The organism is Pseudogemmobacter sp. W21_MBD1_M6 (assembly GCF_052119585.1).
GTDB lineage: Bacteria > Pseudomonadota > Alphaproteobacteria > Rhodobacterales > Rhodobacteraceae > JBGQOJ01.
On the sequence record NZ_JBGQOJ010000001.1, the window covers coordinates 774,393 to 791,753 of the forward strand.

A 17,361-nucleotide genomic window follows, 5' to 3' on the forward strand; every position below is an offset into this window, starting at 1 on the left:
GGGCGTTCGTTCTACATCCTGTTCAAAGCCGCGTCGCCGATGTTGTCTGCGCCGCGCTCATTTAACAGATTTGTCAGCCAGTCGGGGTCCATCTCGGGGACCGAGCTAAGCAACAATTCCGTGTAGGGGTGATGCGGCGGCGTAAACATCTCGCGCTTTTCACCCAGCTCTATCACTTTACCATCCTTCATCACGACGACCTCGTCTGCAATGGCTTTGACGGTCGCAAGATCGTGAGTGATGAACATATAGCTTAGGCCCAGCGTGTCCTGAAGCCGCGCCAGCAGCTTCAGAATACCCTCGGCAACCAGCTGGTCCAGCGCCGATGTCACCTCGTCGCAGATGATGAATTTAGGTTCCGCCGCCAATGCACGGGCGATGCCGATGCGTTGCTTCTGGCCGCCGGACAATTCCGAAGGCAGGCGATCAAAATACACCGACGGTTCCAGCTCGATCTCCTCCAGCAGGCTCTCGACCCGCCTGCGCCGCGCCGCGCCGGTCAACCCCATGTAGAACTGAACCGGACGCCCGATAATTTCGCCGATCGTCTTGCGCGGGTTCAGGGCGGTGTCGGCCATCTGGTAAATCATCTGGATCTGGCGCAGCTGCATCTTGGACCGTTTGCGGTAATCCAGCGGCAGAACCTGACCCTCGAACTCTATCACGCCCTGCGATGGCGGCAACAGGCCGGTGATACACCGCGCCGCCGTGGATTTGCCCGATCCGCTTTCGCCCACAACCGCAACAGTCCGCCCCGCATGCATGTCGAAACTGACATCATGCAACACGGGTACGCGGCCATAGGCGGCGGTCACATTGCGCACCGAAACCACCGGCGTGGCGTTCGTTGCCACATGTGGTTTCCGGGGTCGCTCGAAGCTGCGCACAGCCCAAAGCGATCTGGTGTAATCCTCTTTCGGTGCCGAAAGCATCGTGCGGGTGTCGGCCTCTTCCACCTCGTCGCCGCGCAACAGCACTTTGATCCGGTCCGCCATCTGCGCCACCACCGCCAGATCATGGGTGATATAGATCGCTGCGGTGTCGAACTGCTCTACAATATCGCGGATCGCGGCCAGAACTTCGATTTGTGTGGTCACGTCCAGCGCGGTCGTCGGTTCGTCGAAAATGATCAGATCGGGGCGGCAGGACATCGCCATTGCCGTCATCGCACGCTGCAATTGCCCGCCTGATACCTGATGCGGATAGCGAAAGCCGATGTCATCGGGGTTGGGCAGGCGCAGGCGACGATACAGTTCGATCGCGTCCTGTTCGCTTTCGGCGCGCCCCATGACATGGTGCTGAACCGGCCCTTCGGTATGCTGGTCGATGATCCGGTGGGCGGGATTGAAACTGGCCGCCGCAGATTGCGCGACATAGGCGATGCGCTTGCCCAACAGCCCGCGCTTGACCGAGGCAGAGGCCTTGACCAGATCGACGCCCTCGAACTCGACCGAGCCGCCAGAGATCCGACAGCCATCGCGGGTAAAGCCCATTGCCGCCAGACCCATCGTCGATTTGCCCGCGCCGCTTTCCCCTATAAGCCCCAGCACCTCACCCTTGCGCAGGTCCAGATCGACGCCCTTGATGATGGGCGACCATGTCTCGTCGCTGCGCCCCTCGATCTTCAGGCCCCGGATTCTCAGCAAGACATCGGTCATTCTTTCAACCCCGAGGATCGTTGCAGCATCCAGTCGACAACAAAGTTCACTGCGACCGTAAGCAGGGCAATCGCCCCCGCCGCCATCAGCGGAAGCGCGGCGGTTAACGGGGAAAACTGGGCGAAATTTACGAACTGGCTAAGATCCTTTACCATCGTGCCCCAATCGGCCAGCGGGGGCTGGATGCCGACGCCAAGAAACGACAGGGATGCGATGGTCAGGAACACAAAGCAGAACCGCAAACCGAACTCTGCCAGAAGCGGCGCTGTGGCGTTCGGCAGGATTTCCCTGAAGATCAGATAAATCAGCCCCTCTCCGCGCAGCTTGGCCGCCTCGATGTAGTCCATCACCACAATGCTGCTGCCCACGGCGCGCGCCAGCCGGAACACCCGCGTGCTGTCGATCACCGCGATGATCAGGATCATGTAAAGCGTCAGCAATTCACGGTGCGACCCTGCCCAGGCGCTGGCGATTGTCATCAGCAAAAGCGCGAAGATCAGCGAAGGGATCGCCATCAGAACATCTACCATCCGCGACAGAATCTGATCGAACCAGCCCCCCAATGTCGCCGCCAGAAAACCCAGCGTGCCGCCAAGAAAGAACGCCAGAAGCGTTGTCGCAAAGGCAATACCGACGGTGTTCTGCGCGCCATAGATCAGACGCGACAACAGATCGCGACCGATCTGGTCGGTGCCCAACGGAAACGCGGGATCCCCCCCCATCGCAGGGTCACCCCCCGGCAGGACGTTGACGCGGGCAAAGATGTCTTCCTGACCATGTGGCGCGATCCAGACCGCAAAAATCGCAAAGACGGCGTAGATTAGGATTGTCAGAACGCCGAAACTTGCCGTTAGGGGCATCTGACGAAACAGCCTGCGTGTGCCCTGCGTTCCAACAGTTCGGCCAAACAGCCGGAACAGCCAGGCCGCAATCGCAAACAGGGCAAAGCCCTGCACAGCCCAGCGGAAAAACACGCCCTGATCGACGAAATAGAATTTCACGGCGAACAAAAGTGCTGCGAATGCCACGACATACCCATAGGCGACACCGAATGGCATATCGCGGAAATAGGGCGTGTTGCCCGACACCATCTGACCGGCCTTGCGTGCGCCCCAGGCAATCACTCCCATACCGACAACGGCCAGAACAAGGATCAGCCAAACATTCATTTCGGATGCCTCAGGCGTGGGTTTGACAGGATCGACATGATATCCGCCGTCAGATTCAACAGGATGTAGGCCGCCGCAAAAATCAGACAGCAGGCCTGAACCACAGGAATATCGCGGGTTTTCACGCTATCCACGAACAATTGCCCGATACCGGGATAAACGAACACAACCTCGACCACGACGACACCGGTGATCAGATAGGCAAGGTTCAGCGCAACGACGTTGATGATCGGGGCAAGCGCATTGGGCAGCGCATGGCGCACGATCACGCGCATCGGCGACAGACCTTTCAGGCGGGCCATCTCGATATAGGGGCTTGCCAACAGATTGATGATCGCCGCCCGCGTCATCCGCATCATATGGGCTGTGACAACAAGGGTCAGCGTCAGCGCGGGCAGCAGGGTTTTTTCCAGCCGCTCGCCAAAGCCCATGCCGGCATAAATGTTCGACAACGACGGCAGCACCGGATTCAGAACCGCAAGAAACAGGATCAGGACGTAGGCCAGAAAAAATTCGGGGCTGGAGATCGACGTGAGGGTAAAGATATTCGCCGCCCGGTCAAAAATCGTGCCCCGATACAGCGCCGCCAGTATGCCCAGCAGGATTGACACAGGCACCGCGATGGCCGCCGTGACACCGGCAAGGAAGATGGTGTTTTCAAACCTTGGCGCAATCTGCGCCGCAACGGTTGTCAGCCCGGAGCCGGAGTTCGCGCCGACAAAGGACGCAAAGTTGGCCTGTGCAAAGCTGGTTCCCAGATCGCCACGAACAGCACCGCCCAGCCATTCGAAATACCGGGTGACCGGCGGTTTATCCAACCCAAGGTCAGCGCGGATTGCGGCGACGGCTTCGGGTGTGGCGCCTTGCCCTAGGATCGCCTGGGCAAAGTCACCGGGTAGCATGTTCACCGCAGTAAAGATCACAATCGACACAACAAGAAGGGTCAGTACACCCAGCGCAAGCCGTTGAAGTATGATCTTGAACACAGATCCCAAAGTGCCGAGTTCCCCGATTTATGATCGGTACACGTTAACGGCTCCGGTCTTGAAGTCAAAAGAAGAACGCAGCCTTGATTTGCGCCAGACACCGCTAAAGGCCCAGCGCGCGCCTCATATCGACAAGCGCATCGGTTGTCCGCACGAGTTCGGCGCTGATACCGGTTTCGGACAGGGCATGCCCGGCCTTGTTCACAATGCGCAGCGTTGCATTCGGCCAGACCTGCGCCAATGACCAGGCAGAGGCCGGAGGGCAGATCATGTCGTATCGACCCTGAACGATCATTGCAGGGATATGCGAAATGGCCGGCATATTTTCCAAAATTTGGCCGTCTTTTTCCAGAAACCCACCATTGATGAAATAATGGTTTTCCAGACGGGCAAAGGCGCGGGCATAGTCTGCGGGGCTTTCACCGGTCGCGCCGTCATTCTCTATCGACGCCAGCGCATTTTCCCACGCCGACCAGGCCCGTGCATATCGCGTTTCCAGCATCATATCGCCGGAAAACAGTCGGCGGTTGTAGGCGCCGATCATGTCGTGCTGCTCGTCCTCGGGAACCAGTTTTGCAAAGCGGTGCCAGACGTCGGGAAAGAAATGGCCCGCACCGCCGCCATAAAACCACTTCAATTCCGACTGAGTCATAAGAAAGACGCCGCGCAACACCAGATAAGCCACCCGCGCGGGGTGCGACTGTGCGTAAATCAGCGACAGCGTCGCGCCCCAGCTGCCACCGAAGACAACCCAGCGGTCGATCCCGCAGGCCTCTCGGATGCGCTCTATATCGGCGACAAGATGCCATGTGGTATTCGCCTCGACCGACGCATGAGGCCGTGACCGGCCACACCCGCGTTGGTCAAACAGGATGATGCGGTAAACCGAAGGGTCGAAATAGCGCCGCATCGAGGGGCTACAGCCACCGCCGGGCCCACCATGAAGAACGACAACGGGCATCCCGTCAGGGTTGCCGCACTGTTCAACATAAATGCGATGTCCATCGCCCACATCCAGCATCCGCTGGTCAAACGGGTCGATGGGGGGGTAAAGAAAATGCGCTGCGCGCTTTTGGTCTGCGATTTTGTCCATTTTCGACCTATATAGCGCGAGAGGCCTCGCTTACAGGGTGTCATCCCACAAGAGCACATGGAGTTTAGAATGCAAGCCGCCCAGACAACAGTAAACCCCGCCGAAATAGCTAAGTTCGAAGCAATGGCGGCGGAATGGTGGGATCCGAAGGGCAAATTCAAGCCGCTGCACATGCTGAACCCATGCCGATTGGACTATATCACATCGCAGATCGCCGCCGAATACAATCGCGACCTGACCGGCGATCTGCCGTTCAAGGGCCTGCGCATTCTGGATATCGGCTGCGGCGGCGGGCTATTGTCGGAACCGATGGCGCGCCTGGGCGCCACGGTTGTCGGTGCCGACGCGGCGGAACGGAACATTCCCGTCGCGCAGGTACATGCGGCGCAGCAGGGTCTGACGATCGACTATCGCCACACCACCGCCGAGGCGATGGCAGCCGCCGGCGAACAATTCGATGTCGTTCTGAACATGGAAGTGGTCGAACATGTCGAGGGCCCGCTGGGGTATCTGACAGCCTGTCAGCAATTGCTGGTGCCCGGTGGTCTGATGGTCTGTTCGACCATCAACCGGAACCCGAAAAGCTTTGTCATGGCGATTGTCGGCGCTGAATATGTCATGCGCTGGCTGCCCAAGGGCACCCATGAATGGAACAAGTTCATCACACCGGACGAGCTTTACTCCCTGATCCGCAATGCGGGTCTGGAACCGGTCGACCGCAAGGGGTTCGTGTTCAACCCGCTTGGCTTTACCTGGTCGCTGTCAGACCGCGACCTTTCGGTCAACTATGTGACGACCAGCATCAAGCGCGGCTAATGATCCTCGGCCAGACGCGCGCGCAGCTCTCTTAGCACGGGAATAGCGGCGCGCACCTTCTCGGCCCCGACGGCATTTACGACCTCGACGATAATCGGCGTGATCGCATGCAGGGCGGCATCGCGGGCCCGTTGCCCCGCCGGGCTGATCGCGACCTGCTTGCTGCGGGCGTCTTCCCAATCTGGACGGATGTGGATGTATCCCGCCCATTCCAGTTTGTTCAATGTGTTGGTCATGGCGCCCCGTGTCACGTTGAACGACTTTGCCAGCTGCGCGGGCGTGCGTTCATCTTTCAGGTGGGCCAGATGGTTCAGCACCGAAAAATGCGAAAGCTCCATCCCTTTTGGCAAGACTTTGGTCAGCCGCGTCCGCGCCAGTTGATCTGCCGAAAACAGCTCACTGAACAATGCGGCGGCAAGGGGATCTGCAACTTCGGGCATCAGGGTCCTTCGAACGGGCGGTCATGCAACAAGGATGGAACCTTCTTACGGCAAACCTCCACCTCGGCAAGGTCTAGATCAACCAAAGAGAACCCCGGGGCCTCGCCGCTATCATGAATGACTTCGCCCCAGGGCGACACGACCAGCGAATGACCGTAGGTGTGCCGTTGTGTATCATCCCCCGCAAGATGAAGCCCGGTCTGCGCCGGTGCCAAAACGAAACAACCGGTTTCAATTGCGCGGGCGCGCAGCAGGCTATGCCAATGCCCGGCACCCGTGGTGGGCGAAAACGCAGCCGGCACAGTCAGTATCCTTGCGCCAGCTTTGGCCAGGCTGCGATAAAGTGCGGCAAAGCGGACATCGTAACAAATGGTCATCCCAACCCCGCCGAACGGCGTATCCGCGACAACAGCGCGGTTTCCGGGGCGATAGCCTTTTGATTCCTGATATTGTTCGTCCGCCGAAATCACGACATCGAACATATGGATCTTGTCATATCGCGCGACGATTTCGCCGGTCGGGTCAATCAGGAACGACCGGTTCGCAAACCGCCCGTCTTCATCGTTCGTCTTCAACCCCAGCGACCCGATCAACAGCCATATCCCCAGCGCGGCCGCCTCTTGGCGCAACCCCGCAAGGGTCGGGTCATCGGCTTCGTGGTGCAAAACAGCATTCTGATGGGCGCGGCTGGACGAAATGCAATTCGTCACCTCGGGGGTCAGAACAAACTTTGCCCCGCCGCTTGATGCCTGACGGATATAGTTGCGCGTCACGGCAAGGTTCACCTCAGGCATGTCCGACACGTTCAATTGGATCAGGCCCACGCGCATCGGATTTCTATCCCACCAGCAGCGGGTCAAGTTTGCCCTGGCGGTCCAGCGCGTAAAGATCATCACAGCCACCGACATGGGTTGCGCCAACGAAAATCTGCGGAACGGTATACTTGCCGCTCGAACGGCCCAGCATTTCTTGCCGCTTGGCCGGATCGCGTGAAATGTCATATTCTGCAAAGGACACGCCTTTGTCTTTCAGCAGCTTCTTGGCTGCGTGGCAAAAGCCACAGAGGGGTGACGTGTAGATTTCGACGTTTTGCATGACATGTTTCCTAGAGTTTCGCGAACTATAGGCATTTAGTCATCCTTCGCAACGCGCGCGAGGGTCAGAATGCATACCTCACTCGCGTGTGATGCCAGACAGGCCTCTGCCGCAGCGGCCAGCGTAGCCCCGGATGTCATCACATCGTCGATCAGCAACACCGGGCGCCCGGCCATGCGATGCTTGCGTTTCGGGTGCGCCTGAATCGCGCCCGCCATGTTCTGGAACCGGGCATCGCGCCCCATTCCGTCCTGCGTCTTCGTTCTGCGAGGCCGAACCAGAAGATCGGGACAAAACGAAAGCCCCGCCTGTTTCGCAAGCGCACCGCCAAGAAGCGCGGATTGATTGTAGCGACGTTTCAGCAATCGCATCCAGTGCAGCGGGATCGGCGCGACAAGCATATTCGGCTGGAAGAGGTCGGCACCTGCCTTGGCCAGCCAGCCCGCAGCGGGACGAACCAGATCAAGCCTGTCCCCGTGTTTCAGCGCCAGAACAAGATGACGCGCGTTGTCCTTGTACAGCATCGCCGCACGCCCCCGCGACCAAGGGCGCGCGATCGTCATGCAATCGTCGCACAACACGCCTGCCTCAGCCTCTGACCCGTGCAGGGGAACACCGCATTTATCGCAGGCCAGACCGGAAATGAACGGCGTGTCCCGCCAACAGGTGCCGCAAAGGCCAAAATCACTGGCGACAAGCGCATCGCAGGTCAGGCACCGGGACGGATAAATCAGCTGTAGTGCGCTTTGCATTTTCGACAAACACTCCTAAGTAGCGGCATCAGCCAAGGGAACACTCATGCACAATCAGCCGAACCTGACAGACCGCGCCACCCTGACGCGCTTTCGGGAGCGCGCGCGCAGAATGGGCAATGCGGCGATGTTTCTTCAGGAAGATGCCGCCGACGAGATCAAGGAAAGACTGAACGAGGTTAACAGGGCGTTTACAGCACCTGCAATTGTGACTCCGTTCCCCGAAATCTGGCTAAAAAGATTTCCCGATGCCACCGTCACACCCGACGAGGACACCCTGAATCTGGAAGCATGCGCCTTCGATCTGGTGATTCACGCCATGTCACTGCATTGGGCGAATGATCCGGTCGGGCAACTGGTGCAATGCAGGCGGGCGCTGCGCCCGGACGGGATGTTCATAGGCGCGTTGTTCGGTGGCCAGACCCTTGCCGAACTGCGGGTAGCCTTGGCCGAGGCAGAGGTTGCCCTGACCGGCGGGTTGTCGCCCCGCGTCGTGCCCATGGGAGAGATCAGGGACTTGGGCGGTTTGCTGCAACGCGCGGGCTTTGCCCTTCCCGTGGCGGACAGCGCCCTTAAAACGGTCAGTTATCGCGACTTGCCCCACCTCATGTCCGACCTGCGGGCAATGGCAGAAGGGAACGCGCTTGCATCGCGGCGCAAAACAATCCCGTGCCGCGCCCTGTTCAAAACAGCGGCTGAAATCTACACAAACAGTTTTGGCACCGACGACCAAAGGATAAACGCAAGTTTCGAGGTGATATTCCTGACCGGATGGGCCCCTGCGGAAAATCAACAAAAGCCCTTACGCCCAGGTTCTGCCACGGCGCGCCTTGCCGATATTTTGGGTGCGACCGAGCACCCCATCGACAATAAATCATAATTTCTGAACAATTGACTGCGGTCGCAAATAATCTATGTCGCGCTACTTGACACGCAGATCTGTAAAACGACGGGAAAGACGAACATGCTGGACACCAAAACATCCGGGCCCGATTTTGGCGATGCGCCCGGCCAAGGTCGACTGCTGCATGCCCCTGCGGATCATCCCCGCGTTCCGCCAGCCAAAGTCGGGGTTTTGCTTTCGAATCTGGGAACGCCGGACAACTATGACTACTGGTCGATGCGCCGGTATCTGAACGAGTTTCTGTCAGATCGCCGCGTCATCGACTACAGCCCGTGGCTTTGGCAGCCATTGCTGCAACTGATAATTTTGACGAAACGCCCGTTTACGTCCGGCAAGAATTACAAAAGCATTTGGAATCACGAGGCGAACGAAAGCCCCCTGATGACCATCACCAAAGCACAGACAGCCAAAATCAAGGCAGAGATGCAAAAACGCTATGGCGACGATGTCATCGTGGATTTTTGTATGCGCTACGGAAATCCGTCGACAAAATCCAAGGTCCGCTCATTGATTGATCAGGGCTGCCAGAAGATCCTGTTCTTTCCGCTTTATCCTCAATACGCGGGCGCAACATCAGCCACCGCCAATGATGAACTTTTCCGTGTGCTGATGGCCGAGAAATGGCAGCCCCCGGTTCGCACGGTTCCGGCCTATTTCGATCAACCCGAATACATCGAGGCTCTGGCCCAGTCGGTAGAGCGGGCCTATGCAAAACTGGAAAAGAAGCCGGATATCCTTGTCTGCTCCTACCACGGGGTTCCGCGCCGATATCTGATGGAGGGCGACCCCTATCATTGCCAGTGCCAAAAAACGACGCGTCTTTTGAAGGAACGGCTGGGCTGGGATGACACCCGCATCAAAACCACATTCCAATCGAAATTCGGACCAGAGGAATGGTTGCAGCCTTATACCGTCGAAGAAGTCGCAAGACTGGCAAAAGACGGAAAGAAAAACATTGCCGTGATTGCCCCCGCGTTTTCGGCAGATTGCATTGAAACGTTGGAGGAAATTAACGAGGAAATCCACGAAAGCTTTTCGCACGCCGGCGGCGAGGATTTCACATATATCCCGTGCCTGAACGACGACGATGCGCATATCGCCGCGCTGTCAAAGGTCATTCAAGACAATCTGGCAGGCTGGTTGCCATAGTAATTCTGCCCCGACGACCACAATCAGGACATAAAAAAAGACGGTGGATCGCTCCACCGTCTTTTCTTTAGTAGATCGCGCTGTGCTTAGTTAGAAGCAGCAACAGCAGCGATTGCCAGAACCAGCATCAGTGGAACGAGCAGGCCACCAGCAGAAGACGAAGAAGTTTCTTCGACAACTACAACTGGCTCCATCACTGGCTCAGCCATGTTACCAGCAAAAGCGTTTGTTGCGGCTGCCGAAAGAACGGCTGCGAGTGCAAGTTTCTTCATATTAAAACCTCCAGATATTGCTAAGCGTCGTTTAATTATGTGAGGACTACGCAAAGCGCCCAAGACTGTACCTCGTATTAATGTCTAACCAGCAAATTTAAGCAAATGCAAATGCAACTTGAGGTTCCGGCGCACCGCTCGGGCCGAATGTCGTCAAATTAGCAACACTTGAGTGCCCACTTTGGTAAGCGCGAAAAGCTCGGCAATGTGCTCGTTATACAGACCGATACACCCGTTCGATGACCTGCGGCCGATCTTGCGCGTGTCATGCGTTCCGTGAATGCGGTAATATGTCCAGGACAGGTACAAGGCATGGGTGCCAAGCGGGTTATCTGGACCTGCGGGAACAAAATCGGGCCACTCAGGGTTTCTTTTCTTCATCGACGGTGTGGGGCGCCACTCCGGCCCTTCGATTTTGCGGACAACCGACGTGCGACCGCGCCGCGTCATTTCCTCTGACAGGGGAACACTTGTCGGGAAAAGCTTGTAAACGGATTGGTCTTCCGACCAGTAATGCAACGCTCGGGACGTTGTATCGACAAGAACTGCGCCCTTGGACAACGTATCGAAATACGGCCGCCATTCCAACGAGCGGAAGCTGGAAATGTTGCGCCGGATAACGGTCGAAATATCCCCCTCGATTTCCGCATCCGTGACAGCGTAAGCGGGAACAGCAGAGCCGCCAAGCGCTGCAGCGCCAATCGCGGTTGCCGTCGTTCCAAGAAAGGCCCGACGATTCAAGTGCTTCGATGAACCACCACTCATGTATGAACTCCAATTCAAACGACGCATAAATCTACCGCATATTATGTCTTCAATGTCTCACTCGCAATTCAAACCAGCATAGGTCCGCCGGTTGGTCTATATGTGGGTTTGAACACTTCGTCACAACGATATAGAGGTGGATCTGTTTTTGAAACATGGGTGATTGCAAATGGCGCGTCTGTCTATTCTTCTCTTTGCACTGATTTTTGCCTTATCTGCCTGCGAATCAAGCGCGCCACGGCTTGGATCGGATGGCAAACCGTTGCCTCAGGTCTACAAAATTGCGGCGCGGGATGCCGACAAGATCCAATTCAGGATGCTTGATTCGGTCAATGCGTTGCGACAGGCCGCCGGTGTATCGCAGGTCACACTGAACGCGCAGTTGAACGCGGCGGCTGCGACCCACTCTCGGGATATGTCGGTCCAGAACCGCCCGTGGCATTTCGGGTCCGACGGGTCTTCGCCATTGGATCGCGTGCGTCGGGCCGGCTATTCCGGCAGCAACATCGGCGAAAACATATCTGAGACCTATGAGACAGAGCTAGAGACGCTGGCCGCCTGGATGGAACTGAAAGACACGCGCGACGTGATCCTTGCGCCTGCCGCGCGTGATCTCGGGGTTGCCTGGTATCAAGAGTCCAACGGAAAAATCTGGTGGACGGTCATTCTGGGCGGGTGATCCCCGCCCGGCCATTTACGGAAGAAGAACAATCGCCGTTCCGTCACGAACCATCGCATAGATGTCTTCCATCTGCTTGTCGGTGACAGCGATACATCCCGCTGTCCAATCGCGCCGCTTCTTGGCACCGCGCGGCTGGTCGCCATGGATAAAAATGTCACCACCAGGGGTTTTGCCCAGCAATGCAGCCTCGGCGCGATCCACGTCGTTTGGATAGGAAATACCCAGCGACAGGTGAAACGCGCTGTCCGGGTTGCGACGGTTGACGTAATAAATGCCCTCTGGCGTTTTCCCGTCTGCCTCGATCTTTTTGTCCCCCACAGGGGCAAATCCAAGATTAATTTTGTATGTTTTCAAAACCTTATCGTGATGCATCAAGTGCAGCTTACGATCGGATTTCATCACATACAGACGCGTCACTTCCGGACCGTCATAGCTTTTGAATTTAGAGGAACACGCCGACAGGGCCAAAAACAGCACCACGACGCAACATGCCTTAACCGCTCTCATTTAACTGCCGCCTCTTACGTTTGTTTTTTATTTTTCTTATCCGAAAATATAGGTTTTTCATAGATGTTTTCGGCGCATGGGTAGCCTGGCCCGATCTTTGATCTTGGGGCAGGCTACCGGTTGGCGCGCTGATCTTTGCTGAACGATGCGACCAGTTCGACATGCGACGACCAGCGGAACTGATCGACAACCTGCACCCAGTTCAACGCATAACCGGCGTCCAGCAGAATTCTGGCGTCCCGCCCAAAGGTCACAGGATTGCAGGACACAGCCGCAATAACCGGCACCGATGATCGGGCAAGCTGTTCGATCTGCGCCTCGGCCCCCGCACGCGGCGGGTCGATCACAACGGCATCGAACCGCTTCAACTCGTCTGGGTAAAGTGGGCGGCGGAACAGGTCGCGGGTTTCGGTCATGACCCGCTTCAACCCGCTCGCCATGCGCCAACCATGATCAAGCGCGGCAACCATCGGCGCCTCGCTCTCGATTGCCAGAACCTCGGCCTTGGCGGCAAGGGGCAGCGCGAATGTTCCACATCCCGCGAACAGGTCGGCAACCCGACGGGCGTCACCAACGATTTCGACAACCGCCGCCAACAATGCGGCCTCCCCCTGCTCAGTGGCCTGAAGAAAGGCACCGGGCGGCGGCACAACAGACGCTTTTCCAAACCGCTGCGCCGGCGGCATATGCTGGGCCACCAGTTCCCCGTCCCACTCAAGCCGCGCAAGCCCGAAACGTTCGGCCATGGCGGCAAGCTCTATCCGCAAGGAGCCGTCCAGCGGTTTTCCGGCAGTTGCCAGAACATCAAGCCCCTCGGCAGAGCGTGTGACAGAAAAGGAAATCTCTCCCTTGCGAGAGCCACCGGTCACCGTCAGCTGTTCCAGCGCGGGAATGGCCGCCATAAGATCAGGATGCAGCAATTTGCACGCCGGGATCGGTACAATCGTGCCCGAAGCACGGCCATGAAAGCCAACAGTCGCGCCTTTTTTGGTGCGTGTTCCGGACAGGCTTGCGCGACGGCGGGATTGGGGCGGCGAGGTTTGGATCTCTCTGAAAACAGTCTCTATTCCCTGCGCTTTCAGCGCTGTTCGCACGATGTCCTGTTTCCAGACCGCCACAAACCCGTCAGAGGTATGCTGCATCAGACACCCGCCGCAGGCCTTGAAATGGGGGCATGGCGCGCGAACGCGGTCCGGTGAGGGCGTTAGGATGCGGGGACTAAGCATCTGGTCACCCTCGATGTCGCCCTCGACCACTTCGCCGGGCAATGTCATCGGGACAAAAATCGGGCCTTCGGCAATTCCATCACCTAAGTGCCCCAACCGTTCGATTGTAAGTTTCATTCGGCGGCCTCTGCTGTTCCGATAAATCCGCCCGACTGACGGTTCCAGTAGCGTTCATAAAGCCCGCCACGCGCAAGAAGGTCATCATGCGTGCCCTGCTCTACAACACGACCCTGCTCCATGACAATGATCCGATCCATCGTCGCGATGGTGGACAGACGGTGCGCGATGGCCAAAACCGTCTTGCCCTGCATGACGCGCACAAGCGCTGTTTGAATGGCCGCTTCTACCTCGCTGTCCAACGCGCTTGTCGCCTCGTCCAGAACAAGGATCGGCGCATCTTTCAGGAACGCGCGGGCCAGAGCTATTCTCTGGCGTTGTCCGCCGGACAATTTCACCCCGCGCTCGCCCAGATGGGCGTCATAGCCGGTGCGCCCTTTATAATCTTCCAGCCCCAGAATGAAATCATGCGCCTCGGCACGCTTCGCCGCCTCGATCACTTCATCCTGGGTCGCGTCCGGCTTGCCATAGATGATGTTGTCGCGTGCAGAACGATTGAACATCGCCGTCTCTTGCGTGACCATTGCAATCTGCCGTCTCAGGCTTTCCTGCGTGATCTGGCGAACATCTGTTCCATCTATCAGAATTCGGCCCTTTTCGGTGTCATAGAGCCGTAAAAGCAGCGCCACCAAGGTGGATTTCCCAGCACCAGAAGCGCCGACAATGCCCAGCTTTTCACCCGCCTCGATGCAGATCGAAACGTCTTCCAGACCGCCTGCCTGTCGTCCGTAGGCAAAACTGATCACGTCGAACGTCACCTCGCCGCGGGCGTGGTCCATCGTGATCGCATCGGCGCTGTCCGTCAGCGTATGGGCCGGCGTCAGCGTGTGCATTCCGTCCTCGACCTCTCCGACGGACCCCCAGATGCCCATAAGCGCCATTGAAACCCAGCCGGTCATTTGCGAAATCCGCATCGCAATCGCGCCGGACGCCGCAATGTCACCGGCTGTGGCGGCCCCCTTGCTCCAAAGCAAAATCGCCCCGCCAACCAACAAGACCGGCAAAACACCAGCCAGCGTCATCAAGGCAAACCGGAAGCTGGCAGAGACACGGCCGAAATCAAGCGCCCTTTCACGGAAGCCCGCCATCGCGGACAGCGCCGCGCGATCCTCATAATCCGCATGAGCGAACAATTTGACCGTTTTTATATTGGTGATCGTGTCAACAACCTGCCCTGTTACCATCGCACGCGCGGATGCACGCGCCGCCGATCTGCCACGGATGCGCGGTAGAAACCAACGGATCAGGGCGAAATAGGCAACCAGCCAAACCACAAGCGCCAGCGCGACCCACCCGTCTATCGCCATCAGAAACAGGGCGGAACCAACAAGCGACGCCAGCGCAAAGGCCACGACATTGATTGATTCGAACGCAACGTCGGTGACCGACCGCGCGGTCTGCATCTGCTTTTGCGCGATGCGTCCTGCAAAATCATTGTCGAAAAACGTAACGGCCTGCCCCATTGTCCAACGGTGCAACCGCGACAGCACCAAGGGCAGAACATTGGGCATAACCGTGATCGAACTGCTGGCGGACGAAATGCCGAACACCACCGGCCTGACGATCAGATAGAACAGCGCAAAGCCAAAAAGAAACCGCCAGTTGTCGGAAAAAACCTGCGCGGGCGGGCTTGCCAGAACGCTGTCTATCACCTGACCCAACAAAAGCGCTGACAGCACATCAATCGTGCCGGCCAACGCGGAAAAGAACGCCGCAAACCACATGGCTGGCCACGCGCCGGACAGGCACCACCTGAAGAACGCCCCAAGTCGATCGGGCGGCGGCCCCTCTGCCTTGCGGAAGGGTTCGATCATGTCATCGTACCAACTCATTCCGCGGCCTCGCTTATATCGATAAACCCGCCCGATTGGCGCAACCAGAAACGGGAATAAAGCCCACCCTGTTCCAGAAGTGCGGCGTGGCTACCCTCTTCGACAATGCGGCCTGCATCCAGCACCAGAATCCTGTCCATCGCGGCGATGGTTGATAGCCGGTGCGCAATCGCGATCACCGTCTTGCCCTCCATCATACCATAAAGCGTATCCTGAATCGCCGCCTCGACTTCGCTGTCCAGCGCACTGGTCGCCTCGTCCAGCAGCAGGATCGGCGCGTCCTTCAGAATAACACGGGCCAGCGCGACACGTTGTCTTTGCCCGCCAGACAGCTTCACGCCACGCTCTCCCACCCGCGCATCATAGCCCTGCCGCCCTTCTGGGTCGGTCAGTTCCTGAATAAAATCATGTGCTTCGGCGCGTTTTGCCGCCTCGGTCATTTCATCCTCGGTGGCGTCGGGCCGCCCATAAAGGATGTTATCCCGAACAGACCGATGCAACAGCGAACTGTCTTGCTGCACCATCCCGATCACAGACCGCAAACTGTCCTGCGTCACATCGCGGATATCCTGACCATCAATTCGGATCGTTCCGGATTCGGCATCGTAGAACCGCAGCAAAAGCTTAACGAGCGTCGTCTTGCCAGCCCCCGAACGACCAACAAGACCAACCTTTTCCCCTGCCGCGATGGTCAGGCTGATTTGATCCAAGCCGCCCGAACCGCGCCCGTAATGATGCGACAGGTTCTTGATCTCCAGCCTGCCATTCGTCAGCACAAGCGGCTTTGCGCGGGCCCGATCAACAAGGGAAACAGGCTGCGCAATCGTCTCCATCCCTTCGGCAACAACCCCAAGCGACCGAAAGAATGACGACAACGCCCACATGATCCAACCAGTCATTGCGTTCAGCCTGAGGGTCAGCGCCGTCGCCGATGCAACCACACCCACCGTCGCGCTTCCCCCTATCCAAAGGCCCAGCGCCCAGCCAACGACCGACACAATCAGGAACCCGTTCAGCGCCACAAGGGTCACGTCCATGATGGTGAAAATGCGCATTTCCTTGGCAAAGGTCGTGCGGGCGTTTTCAATCGCCTCTTTTGCGTATTCGATTTCGGTATCGTGGTGCGCGAACAGCTTGACGGAATGGATATTGGTGTAGCTGTCCACAACGCGCCCCGTCACCTGACTGCGGGCATCGGATGCCGCCTTGGAGGCAGGCCCGACGCGTCGCATCGTCCACCGCACCAAAAGCCCGTAAAGGACGAACCAACACAACAACGGGATCGCCAGCCGCAAATCTGCCTCGGATAGAACGATTGCCGCGCCGATGAAATACGCCAAGGCAAAGGTGATTGCGTCAAAGACCTGAAACACCGCCTCGCCCGCCGCAGGGGGTGTCTGCATGATGCGGTTTGCGATGCGTCCGGCGAAGTCGTTCTCGAACCAGCCAACCGACTGGCGCAGAACCTGGCGGTGCGCCCGCCACCGGATCAAGGTTCCGAAATTGGGCAGGATCGTATTGTTCAGCAATGCAACGTTCAGGCCCTGCAATGCCGGACGGACCAAAAGGATGAACGCCGCGACCCATAGAAATTCGGACCCGTAGGTTGCCTGGACGAACTGCGGTGTATTGCCGTTCAGAATATCCACCATGCGGCCCATGTAGAAAATCAACCAGATTTCTACAGTCGCCACGGCAACGGACGAGATTGCCGCATAGATAAAGACTGTTTTGAACGGGCGGGAGTAGTCGCGCAGAAATGGCCACAGACGCCGCGGCGGCGCGTCTGTTTCCTCATACGGAGTATAGGGGTCTACGAGTTGTTCGAAAAAGCGAAACACAGGCCAAAACCTTTACGACGTCTGTTTCAGGATATAGCGCTTTAGGCGCCAAGGGAA

Annotated in this window: 18 protein-coding genes; 4 read left to right on the forward strand and 14 right to left on the reverse strand. The window is 57.8% G+C overall.

The window, feature by feature from the left end; genetic code table 11:
• Positions 1-11: 11 nt before the first annotated feature.
• The 4 genes from ACEN2R_RS03685 to pip form a co-directional block, all read right to left on the reverse strand.
• Positions 12-1,658: an ABC transporter ATP-binding protein gene (locus tag ACEN2R_RS03685; protein WP_442039286.1), complete on the reverse strand. Its 1,647-nt coding sequence runs from the start codon at positions 1,656-1,658 to the stop codon at positions 12-14.
• Entirely contained in the window at positions 1,655-2,827 is a 1,173-nt protein-coding gene (locus ACEN2R_RS03690; RefSeq protein ID WP_442039288.1) for an ABC transporter permease, read from the reverse strand. Before ACEN2R_RS03690 ends, ACEN2R_RS03685 begins: the two co-directional genes overlap by 4 nt.
• Positions 2,824-3,822, reverse strand: a complete 999-nt coding sequence (locus tag ACEN2R_RS03695) for an ABC transporter permease (RefSeq protein WP_442039290.1) — start codon at positions 3,820-3,822, stop codon at positions 2,824-2,826. Before ACEN2R_RS03695 ends, ACEN2R_RS03690 begins: the two co-directional genes overlap by 4 nt.
• Positions 3,823-3,916: 94 nt before the next feature.
• Positions 3,917-4,906, reverse strand: coding sequence for a prolyl aminopeptidase (gene pip, locus ACEN2R_RS03700; RefSeq protein ID WP_442039292.1), 990 nt, complete (start codon positions 4,904-4,906; stop codon positions 3,917-3,919).
• Positions 4,907-4,975: 69 nt separating this feature from the next.
• Here pip and ubiG point away from each other — a divergent pair, with 69 nt between their 5' ends.
• Positions 4,976-5,722 carry a bifunctional 2-polyprenyl-6-hydroxyphenol methylase/3-demethylubiquinol 3-O-methyltransferase UbiG gene (ubiG, locus tag ACEN2R_RS03705; RefSeq protein WP_442039294.1) on the forward strand — a complete coding sequence of 249 codons (747 nt, stop codon included), beginning with the start codon at positions 4,976-4,978 and terminating at the stop codon, positions 5,720-5,722.
• Here the strand turns inward: ubiG and ACEN2R_RS03710 are convergent.
• From ACEN2R_RS03710 to ACEN2R_RS03725, 4 genes are read right to left on the reverse strand one after another with little or no spacing between them, the layout of a single operon-like run.
• Positions 5,719-6,162 carry a MarR family winged helix-turn-helix transcriptional regulator gene (locus ACEN2R_RS03710; protein WP_442039296.1) on the reverse strand — a complete coding sequence of 148 codons (444 nt, stop codon included), beginning with the start codon at positions 6,160-6,162 and terminating at the stop codon, positions 5,719-5,721. The two genes, ubiG and ACEN2R_RS03710, sit on opposite strands and share 4 nt — an antisense overlap.
• Complete coding sequence (locus tag ACEN2R_RS03715; RefSeq protein WP_442039298.1) at positions 6,162-6,992, reverse strand: carbon-nitrogen hydrolase family protein; 831 nt, start codon at positions 6,990-6,992, stop codon at positions 6,162-6,164. Before ACEN2R_RS03715 ends, ACEN2R_RS03710 begins: the two co-directional genes overlap by 1 nt.
• A gap of 7 nt (positions 6,993-6,999) precedes the next feature.
• Complete coding sequence (gene grxC, locus ACEN2R_RS03720) at positions 7,000-7,257, reverse strand: glutaredoxin 3 (RefSeq protein WP_442039300.1); 258 nt, start codon at positions 7,255-7,257, stop codon at positions 7,000-7,002.
• Between the two features lie 35 nt (positions 7,258-7,292).
• Entirely contained in the window at positions 7,293-8,009 is a 717-nt protein-coding gene (locus tag ACEN2R_RS03725) for a double zinc ribbon domain-containing protein (RefSeq protein WP_442039302.1), read from the reverse strand.
• Between the two features lie 46 nt (positions 8,010-8,055).
• Here ACEN2R_RS03725 and ACEN2R_RS03730 point away from each other — a divergent pair, with 46 nt between their 5' ends.
• Together ACEN2R_RS03730 and hemH are read left to right on the forward strand one after the other, a co-directional pair.
• Entirely contained in the window at positions 8,056-8,889 is an 834-nt protein-coding gene (locus tag ACEN2R_RS03730; RefSeq protein ID WP_442039304.1) for a methyltransferase domain-containing protein, read from the forward strand.
• An 84-nt stretch (positions 8,890-8,973) separates the two neighbouring features.
• The gene (gene hemH, locus ACEN2R_RS03735) at positions 8,974-10,062 is read left to right on the forward strand and encodes a ferrochelatase (RefSeq protein ID WP_442039306.1); all 1,089 of its coding nucleotides are present in this window, start codon (positions 8,974-8,976) and stop codon (positions 10,060-10,062) included.
• 86 nt (positions 10,063-10,148) lie between these two features.
• Here the strand turns inward: hemH and ACEN2R_RS03740 are convergent, their stop codons facing one another.
• On the reverse strand, positions 10,149-10,334 hold the full coding sequence (locus tag ACEN2R_RS03740) for a hypothetical protein (protein ID WP_442039308.1): 186 nt from the start codon (positions 10,332-10,334) through the stop codon (positions 10,149-10,151).
• 153 nt (positions 10,335-10,487) lie between these two features.
• Positions 10,488-11,099 carry a L,D-transpeptidase gene (locus ACEN2R_RS03745; RefSeq protein ID WP_442039309.1) on the reverse strand — a complete coding sequence of 204 codons (612 nt, stop codon included), beginning with the start codon at positions 11,097-11,099 and terminating at the stop codon, positions 10,488-10,490.
• Between the two features lie 169 nt (positions 11,100-11,268).
• Here ACEN2R_RS03745 and ACEN2R_RS03750 point away from each other — a divergent pair, with 169 nt between their 5' ends.
• A complete protein-coding gene (locus ACEN2R_RS03750; RefSeq protein ID WP_442039311.1) occupies positions 11,269-11,778 on the forward strand; it encodes a CAP domain-containing protein in 510 nt (169 codons plus the stop codon).
• 15 nt (positions 11,779-11,793) lie between these two features.
• Here the strand turns inward: ACEN2R_RS03750 and ACEN2R_RS03755 are convergent, their stop codons facing one another.
• The 4 genes from ACEN2R_RS03755 to ACEN2R_RS03770 form a co-directional block, all read right to left on the reverse strand.
• On the reverse strand, positions 11,794-12,288 hold the full coding sequence (locus tag ACEN2R_RS03755; RefSeq protein WP_442039313.1) for a L,D-transpeptidase family protein: 495 nt from the start codon (positions 12,286-12,288) through the stop codon (positions 11,794-11,796).
• 113 nt (positions 12,289-12,401) lie between these two features.
• Entirely contained in the window at positions 12,402-13,631 is a 1,230-nt protein-coding gene (locus tag ACEN2R_RS03760) for a class I SAM-dependent RNA methyltransferase (RefSeq protein ID WP_442039315.1), read from the reverse strand.
• Positions 13,628-15,463, reverse strand: a complete 1,836-nt coding sequence (locus tag ACEN2R_RS03765) for an ABC transporter ATP-binding protein (RefSeq protein WP_442039317.1) — start codon at positions 15,461-15,463, stop codon at positions 13,628-13,630. Before ACEN2R_RS03765 ends, ACEN2R_RS03760 begins: the two co-directional genes overlap by 4 nt.
• Positions 15,460-17,304 (reverse strand): ABC transporter ATP-binding protein, encoded by a 1,845-nt coding sequence (locus ACEN2R_RS03770; RefSeq protein WP_442039319.1) that lies wholly within the window; start codon positions 17,302-17,304, stop codon positions 15,460-15,462. The genes ACEN2R_RS03765 and ACEN2R_RS03770 overlap by 4 nt, the downstream gene beginning before the upstream one ends.
• Positions 17,305-17,361: the final 57 nt, after the last annotated feature.

Coding starts and splice junctions, on each gene's coding strand:
- ACEN2R_RS03685 (WP_442039286.1), bottom strand. CDS start 1,658: ATGACCGATGTCTTGCTGAGAATCCGGGGCCTGAAGATCGAGGGGCGC.
- ACEN2R_RS03690 (WP_442039288.1), bottom strand. CDS start 2,827: ATGAATGTTTGGCTGATCCTTGTTCTGGCCGTTGTCGGTATGGGAGTG.
- pip (WP_442039292.1), bottom strand. CDS start 4,906: ATGGACAAAATCGCAGACCAAAAGCGCGCAGCGCATTTTCTTTACCCC.
- ubiG (WP_442039294.1), top strand. CDS start 4,976: ATGCAAGCCGCCCAGACAACAGTAAACCCCGCCGAAATAGCTAAGTTC.
- ACEN2R_RS03710 (WP_442039296.1), bottom strand. CDS start 6,162: ATGCCCGAAGTTGCAGATCCCCTTGCCGCCGCATTGTTCAGTGAGCTG.
- ACEN2R_RS03715 (WP_442039298.1), bottom strand. CDS start 6,992: ATGCGCGTGGGCCTGATCCAATTGAACGTGTCGGACATGCCTGAGGTG.
- grxC (WP_442039300.1), bottom strand. CDS start 7,257: ATGCAAAACGTCGAAATCTACACGTCACCCCTCTGTGGCTTTTGCCAC.
- ACEN2R_RS03725 (WP_442039302.1), bottom strand. CDS start 8,009: ATGCAAAGCGCACTACAGCTGATTTATCCGTCCCGGTGCCTGACCTGC.
- ACEN2R_RS03730 (WP_442039304.1), top strand. CDS start 8,056: ATGCACAATCAGCCGAACCTGACAGACCGCGCCACCCTGACGCGCTTT.
- hemH (WP_442039306.1), top strand. CDS start 8,974: ATGCTGGACACCAAAACATCCGGGCCCGATTTTGGCGATGCGCCCGGC.
- ACEN2R_RS03740 (WP_442039308.1), bottom strand. CDS start 10,334: ATGAAGAAACTTGCACTCGCAGCCGTTCTTTCGGCAGCCGCAACAAAC.
- ACEN2R_RS03745 (WP_442039309.1), bottom strand. CDS start 11,099: ATGAGTGGTGGTTCATCGAAGCACTTGAATCGTCGGGCCTTTCTTGGA.
- ACEN2R_RS03750 (WP_442039311.1), top strand. CDS start 11,269: ATGGCGCGTCTGTCTATTCTTCTCTTTGCACTGATTTTTGCCTTATCT.
- ACEN2R_RS03755 (WP_442039313.1), bottom strand. CDS start 12,288: ATGAGAGCGGTTAAGGCATGTTGCGTCGTGGTGCTGTTTTTGGCCCTG.
- ACEN2R_RS03760 (WP_442039315.1), bottom strand. CDS start 13,631: ATGAAACTTACAATCGAACGGTTGGGGCACTTAGGTGATGGAATTGCC.
- ACEN2R_RS03765 (WP_442039317.1), bottom strand. CDS start 15,463: ATGAGTTGGTACGATGACATGATCGAACCCTTCCGCAAGGCAGAGGGG.